The organism is Providencia sp. PROV122, assembly GCF_028482365.1.
Classification (GTDB): Bacteria; Pseudomonadota; Gammaproteobacteria; order Enterobacterales; family Enterobacteriaceae; genus Providencia; species Providencia stuartii.
Map to the genome: position 1 here is coordinate 1 of NZ_JAMPQI010000058.1, position 6,697 is coordinate 6,697.

Genomic DNA, 6,697 nt, shown 5'->3' on the forward strand with positions numbered 1-6,697 from the left:
AGGCTAAATCAGGGTCAATACGGTATTTTGGCATAATGTTGATTCCAATGAATTAAGGAGCCAACAGCGTAACAAACCGACCGGACAGGGTATGTCGCGTAAAAAATTATTTTCAATGAAATTGATAAATAGTCAGGTCAAAGTATGTCATTATTAAAAACGGGGACGTTATGAATCTTTATATTTAAAATTGATTATCGTTATAAGAGTTTCATGAGGGTGATATAGAAGTAAAAAATAATGAAATAAAATGAGCGCTTACCAAAACTGACAATGAACTAGTCTACATAAAAAATAATAAGTTTTGCCTTCAAATTAATGAAAGCAAAAACTGAATTAAACTTGCATTTTAAATAACATTTTCATCTTGAAAAATTTCTTTATATTTACCCTCAATCAATGCTTCTATCATTTTATTTAAAGGTAACTCAAAATATTCAGCCATATCAACTAGCATATTTTTTTTATCTTTTTCTATATAACAACTTAATGCTGATTGATTTACTCTCTCCGATCTAAGCTTGTTTTGTAAATAGGCTTTTCTCATATTTTGTATTAAATATTTTTTTTGTAATAAGCTTGCCCCCCATAACAATAAAATAGCGATCAAAACTAAGTACCTTTCTTTTTTTATACTTTTGTAAGAAATGTCAAAAATAGACTGTAATTGACTCAAGGTACAAAATGAGTTGATCGCGTAATCAGGATTGTCATTCGCTTTTGAAAGGTAACCCCAAACCCAGTCCATAGTGGTTTCTTCTTTTTCAAAAATCCAACGTGGAATATTAACAAATCTTAATTGTTGATTATATTCATTTATCCATTGATTAATAAAGAAAAGTTTAACACTACGTGTAATTTGATAAGAATCATATATAAAATTTATAATAGAGGCGTTTTTTTCTTTACTTGATGTTGACATCTGTATTGCAGATATTAAATTAGAACTTAATTTTATCCCATTAAAGTTATAATCTATTAAGATAATTCTCGCCCAAATATAATGTACAAATCTAATATCTTTATTTAACCAGTTTATCTCTTCTTCAGATATGAATTCATCTTTTGATTTATTATAAACAGATTCAAGCTTTTCTATTGTTACGTTTGAGAATGATTTATAGCCAACTAATTTTTTAAACTCATTAAGATAATACTCTTTATTTTTCTCGACATTTATGATTGGAGAGTAAGGAATCTCATGAAATAATTTAACATCATTTATCAAGTTATTAGTGAAAAACTTAATAAAATTAGAACTCGATTCACTTTTTAATTTTGAATAAAACTCTTTCATTGCATTATTTTCTTCCATTTCATTACCCTTTATTAAATTTAAACATTAAAAATAATACAATCTTGTCGTACTCCTGTCTACCTCTCGACTCAGTTACGAATGTTTATTGTCCACTTAATGACTATACATTGAGACAAATCATTTCTTTCTATCTAACTGATAAATAACATTTATAGCACTTAAACATTGAGCTTAGTACTTTGTTAATCCAAACAAATTATTCTATAGATATTTTATATGGGTTATGTATCTAATCCGTTGAAAATTATTTTTTAGCCAAACGTCGAGCATTTGAAAAACTGAGAAATTTCTAACAATTGACACTAACCCCCATTAGATTGATGACCTAAATTTTGAATACATAACCGAAACATGGCTCAAAGAGAAAGCATCTACCTTATTAAAATTAATATTTTTACGAATATTGATTAGACATTCTAAGGTAACTTCAGAGTAAGAAAATTATAAAAACTTAAAGTTAAAGCACCTTATCCATGAAAATATTTAAAGTGATGACATTCAATCATGTTGGTATGGTAATATATATATTTAATATATTAATTAATGAGTTTAATCACTCTACATAGTCTTTATGTAGAGTGATTAAATGAATAGTTATAGAGTATTATATCGATAGTCATACTTTAGCAATAATAGGTTTGATGATCCCCTATATTTATTGATTAATGAAAATAAAATGTAATTAAATACATATCAACCATCTTATATGAAACACTAATTACCGTTAAATATAAGAGGTTAGATGATGTCGAATTATACTTGTAATTCTTATTACCAACAAAGAATTAGTCATATGGTCAATAAATCACTCAGCGAGTTTAAACGATTATCTGTTTTTAGAATTGATTTGCGATTTCCTTATAACGGCATTGATTACAAAAATGATCCCAAAGTGATTACTCGCTTTTTTGAATCATTAAAAAGAAGGATCATGGTTGACGTTAAAAATAAAAGCCATTTATGGGGACGGAATCTAAGGGTTAATGTAGATTATGTTTGGGTAAGAGAAGTAGGGCCGATTAATCAGAAAACACATTACCATGTTGCCTTATTATTAAATAAAGATATCTACCATGGCGTTGGCTATTATCATCAAGATAATAATCTCGCAGCATTAATTATTAATGCTTGGGACAGTGCGCTAGGATTATTTAATACCCCTCAGAAAGGATTAGTGCAATTTTCCAGTTGTCATTACTTAGAACAAGAAAAAATTGGTTTTGAACAAGCCTATATCAATACCATGCAAGCATTAAGTTATCTTGCTAAAGATTACAGCAAACCTTATCACGATGGTTATCGTTGTTTTGGGTGTAGTCAATAAGTAATTTTTTACATATCGGGGATATGATTTGAGAAGTCATATCCCGATAATTATCTCGATATCACTTCTGCCTTTTTATTTCAAAGACAGGAGTTTCCCAATGAATACGATGAAAACATCTTTACTGGACGATCAGTTAGTCGATATTAAATTTATCACTCATCTGACAGGATTAACGGATAAGTGGTTTTATAAACTCATTCAAGACGGTGAGTTTCCCAAACCGATTAAACTGGGACGCAGCTCAAGATGGCTGAAAAGTGAAGTAGAACAGTGGCTACAAGCGCGCATTGATGAATCGAGAGGGGGCAACTCCGCCCTTGGATCCTAAGGCACTAGCGCGAGTCGCCGTGCATTTTCCATAGCATACCCACCCATTACCCACCAACTCAATTTCAACCACACCTGGTGCGATTGAATGCGCTCTAGGCAAAGCTACGCCCTAAACATACGAACCTGGCTCGATACGCATGTAGGCACAGCTCAGTGGTCTTCTAAGTTTCAAGGTGGGTTGCCGAGTGTGGATCATGAATGTTGGGTACTCAGAACGTTTAGTTTAAATTTTACAGAAGGAGCACACCCATGCTTAAATTACATGAAGTCAAAATGTCGCTAGCCTTAACGCAGAACAATCGTTTCGCGGGAGCCACCCAAGAACCGAGTTATTCACGAGAAAACTATTACTGTGCTCACTGCGGTGAGCCCGTCACACTGCACAAGACGCCAACGGAGTCATGGTTTACCCATTCTGATCCTCAGACCGCAGAGCACTGTCCGCGGGTCATCAGTAAGATCAAGAACTTAGAAGACAACCCAGAAGACATAGCAGATTTGGTTGCCGAGATTCTCTGCCATCAAGTTGAAGAACGCATGATGCGAAATTTAAGCTATGGGTATGAATCGAAAGTTGCTGTAATCAATCGAGTTCGTGGACGCATAGATACCCTAACCACCGAGCGGCAAAGGCTACTTGAAAAAGGTAAGGTATGCTGTCGCTTTGATGAGTTAACGGTAGATACTCCCCGTAATCGTTATGTTAGATCTGCATTAGAACGATTATCAAAGCTGAATATTAAACCAACTCTTGCACATAAATGCCGAGCCTTAATGCTGAGTTTAGAACGTCTAGGCGTGAGCAAGGCAAAGCCAATAAATTACAGCGGAAAGTCGGAAAGATTTGGACGCCATGATATTAGCGATCAGAAGATGGTTGCTGCAGCCGATTTGGCTTTTTCACTCGCTATACCCACAGAGTTTGACGGTCAATTTCATCTAACAGCTCCTGACACTCGAAAAGAGTGGCTTAGAAAATTGTTTGAAAAAGCTGTAGCGGGTTTCTATGCCGTAGCACTAGATAAAAGAGAGTGGCGAGTATTGGCTGGCAAACAGTTTGATTGGCAGATATCAGATAAAAGCTCAGGGATAGACGAAATTCTTCCCAGCATGAAAACAGACATCATTATCGATAATCGTTCACCAGACAAGCGTTTGGTAATCGACACAAAATTCAATTCAGTGACCACTAAAGGTTGGCATAGGGAACAGACTCTTCGCAGTGGTTATATCTACCAAATGTATACTTACCTTAGAAGCCAGGAAGACACTTCAGACCCCAAATCACTTGAAAGTATTGGCATGTTACTTCACCCGACAGTGGATAAAGAAGTCGCTGAGATGGTAACAATTCAAGGCCACCCAATATGGTTTTGCACTGTTAATTTAGGTGAGTCAGCTATTTCAATCAGAGAGCGCCTACTTGCTCTTTTACAAAAGAGTTTCCAGGAGAAAAAATAATGGTCACATTCGATCAACTTATGCTACCTGTTCTGCGCAACTAAATCAGGACACTTTTCTTAAGGAATTTTGTTCATACTCAATTGGGGACAGATCACCGTTGGCAGTATGAAGCCTTTCTAGGTTGTAATAGCGCATATACGCGATAACATCTTCTTTCATCTGTTTCCGAGTCGGCTGTGGGATTTTCAGTACCCAATCGTGTTTTAAACTGCCAAAAAATCGTTCTACAACAGCGTTATCCCAACAGGCTCCAACATCACCCATGCTTGCCCTAATACCATAGCTTGTTAGCAAGCGGCGATATCGCTTACTCGTATATTGAGAGCCTCTATCACTATGAAAGACTAAGCCTTTTTCGGGCTGGCGTAAGTTATACGCTTTCATCAAGGCTTTACTGACTAAATCTGCCGTCATTCGTTTATCGATGTGCCAACCCACAATACGGCGTGAGTATAAGTCCATCACGATGGCTAAATACATCCAGCCTTCCCCCGTTTTTAAATAGGTCACATCACCCGCCCACACTTCGTTAGGTGCGTGAGGATTAAAATTTTGATTGAGCAAATTATCGGCTACGGCATCACTGTGTTTGCGTTTTGTGGTGACTTTGTAAGCAACGCGCTGAGTGACGACTAGGCCAAGCTGAGCCATTAGCTTTTGAACGCCATAAGCACTCACGCTAAAGCCCTCTTTGCATAACCGTTTACGTAACGTTCTATAACCTAAGCTATTTCGACTCTGTTCAAAGATAGCTTTGGCTCTGCGGTACAGGCTAAGTTGTTCTGCGGTGATCAATTTTGCTGGGCGTTTAAGCCAAGCATAGTAGGCAGAACGACTTATTTTCATTAACTTGCAGAGCTTCAGCACGGGAAACTGTGAAGATAATTGCTTAATCGTTTTAAACGCTACTTGGTTTCCTTTAGCAGGAGGGCGCTGGCTTTTTTTAGGATCTCTTTCTCCATCCTAAGTTCTTTATTTTCTTTTCGAAGCCTTAATAGCTCAGCTCTCTCATCGGCATTCAAGCTGCTACCGGATTGTTCAGCGTCGAATTTTGCTTTCCAGTTATAAAGTAATTTATCGGTGATCCCTAATGAAGCTGCCGCTTTTGGGACGCTATAACCTTGTTCGGTGACTAATGCGACCGCTTCTTGCTTAAACTCAGTAGTATAAAACCTGTTTGTTCGTTTTTTCATTTAACACCTCAATAATTGGATTATATTCCATTATTAAAGTGTCCTGTTTAATTAAAGCAGATCAACCGCTAATAAAGGAATTAGTGAACCTTGGGGGCTCAGGCAGTATCGACGAGATATACGAAGAAGTTGTCGAGCTTGAAAAGTTTGATGAGGGTACTTTGGCTGTTCTGCACAACCCTGAAAAAAGTAGCCAAACGGAGGTTGGTTATCGATTGGCTTGGGCGAGAACCTACCTCAAAAAAGCAGGATATCTTGAGAATTCATCAAGAGGCGTTTGGTCTTTGACTGATAAAGCCAAGCAAAATGCTAAGCTGGGCTCTATTGATGGATGAGATTTTAAGTAATATGTTCTCGGTGCGTTGTTCTACCGCTGTATCAGTGAGAACTTTGTAAACTATATCGAAGCAGGTGATGAGAGCGTTAATTACGCTAAGTTAGATGGCAGCATCATTACCGATGAGATTAAAGATGATGCCGTCAGAACCAGAGGCTATTTTCTTTACCCTAGTCAGTTGTTTTGTAACGTTGCCGCGAAATTGATAATGCTATAGAAAAATCGATGAAAGGCCATGACATTTGGGAACGCTTAATTAAAGATAATCCTTCAGGCTTAACTTAACATTCTCAATATTAGATGCCATAGTATAGAAATTCATGTTAAGTATCTCTTATAGAAGGTTTCCATGACCGTTCCAACCTACGATAAATTTATTGAGCCGATATTACGTTTTTTAAAGCATCATCCGGAAGGTGTTGCAGCAAAAGATGTCCATGAGGGGGCAGCTGAAATCTTAGGATTAGACGACAATCAGCGCTCCGAGCTCGTTTCAAGCGGCCAGTTAGTCTATAAAAACCGTGCCGGTTGGGCTCATGATAGGCTAAAACGCGCAGGTCTCTCACAAAGCTTATCACGAGGAAAATGGTGCTTAACGAAGGAAGGTTTAGAGTGGATTAAAAATCATCCATTCCCACTGACTAAAGAACAGGTTGAGCACTTAGCTTTTGATTTTAAAGATATAAAACTCAAAACCAACCCCGATGCAGTCCTACTCGATGAAGAGG

Annotated in this window: 7 protein-coding genes and 1 pseudogene; 6 read left to right on the top strand and 2 right to left on the bottom strand. The window is 36.8% G+C overall.

Going from position 1 to position 6,697, the window contains the following annotated elements; genetic code table 11:
* Nucleotides 1–349 precede the first annotated feature (349 nt).
* On the bottom strand, nucleotides 350–1,315 hold the full coding sequence (locus PSE69_RS19455) for a hypothetical protein (RefSeq protein WP_272675331.1): 966 nt from the start codon (nucleotides 1,313–1,315) through the stop codon (nucleotides 350–352).
* A 745-nt stretch (nucleotides 1,316–2,060) separates the two neighbouring features.
* Between PSE69_RS19455 and PSE69_RS19460 the strand changes: the two genes are divergently transcribed.
* From PSE69_RS19460 to mcrC, 3 genes are all read left to right on the top strand, one after another.
* The gene (locus PSE69_RS19460; RefSeq protein ID WP_272675332.1) at nucleotides 2,061–2,642 is read left to right on the top strand and encodes an inovirus Gp2 family protein; all 582 of its coding nucleotides are present in this window, start codon (nucleotides 2,061–2,063) and stop codon (nucleotides 2,640–2,642) included.
* 100 nt (nucleotides 2,643–2,742) lie between these two features.
* Nucleotides 2,743–2,973: a helix-turn-helix transcriptional regulator gene (locus tag PSE69_RS19465; RefSeq protein WP_104872957.1), complete on the top strand. Its 231-nt coding sequence runs from the start codon at nucleotides 2,743–2,745 to the stop codon at nucleotides 2,971–2,973.
* 251 nt (nucleotides 2,974–3,224) lie between these two features.
* Nucleotides 3,225–4,436 carry a 5-methylcytosine-specific restriction endonuclease system specificity protein McrC gene (gene mcrC, locus PSE69_RS19470; protein ID WP_272675333.1) on the top strand — a complete coding sequence of 404 codons (1,212 nt, stop codon included), beginning with the start codon at nucleotides 3,225–3,227 and terminating at the stop codon, nucleotides 4,434–4,436.
* A gap of 45 nt (nucleotides 4,437–4,481) precedes the next feature.
* Here mcrC and PSE69_RS19475 read toward each other — a convergent pair.
* A protein-coding gene (locus tag PSE69_RS19475) for an IS3 family transposase (RefSeq protein WP_163761944.1) occupies nucleotides 4,482–5,632 on the bottom strand; the annotation gives its coding sequence in 2 pieces (ribosomal slippage) (nucleotides 4,482–5,356 and nucleotides 5,356–5,632; 1,152 coding nt in all).
* A gap of 38 nt (nucleotides 5,633–5,670) precedes the next feature.
* Here PSE69_RS19475 and PSE69_RS19480 point away from each other — a divergent pair.
* The 3 genes and pseudogenes from PSE69_RS19480 to PSE69_RS19490 form a co-directional block, all read left to right on the top strand.
* Nucleotides 5,671–5,967 carry a winged helix-turn-helix domain-containing protein gene (locus PSE69_RS19480; protein WP_442958719.1) on the top strand — a complete coding sequence of 99 codons (297 nt, stop codon included), beginning with the start codon at nucleotides 5,671–5,673 and terminating at the stop codon, nucleotides 5,965–5,967.
* Between the two features lie 27 nt (nucleotides 5,968–5,994).
* A pseudogene (locus tag PSE69_RS19485) lies at nucleotides 5,995–6,171 on the top strand (type I restriction-modification system subunit M); the annotation flags it as partial.
* A 147-nt stretch (nucleotides 6,172–6,318) separates the two neighbouring features.
* On the top strand, nucleotides 6,319–6,697 hold a 379-nt coding region (locus PSE69_RS19490; protein ID WP_272675334.1), incomplete at its 3' end, for a winged helix-turn-helix domain-containing protein.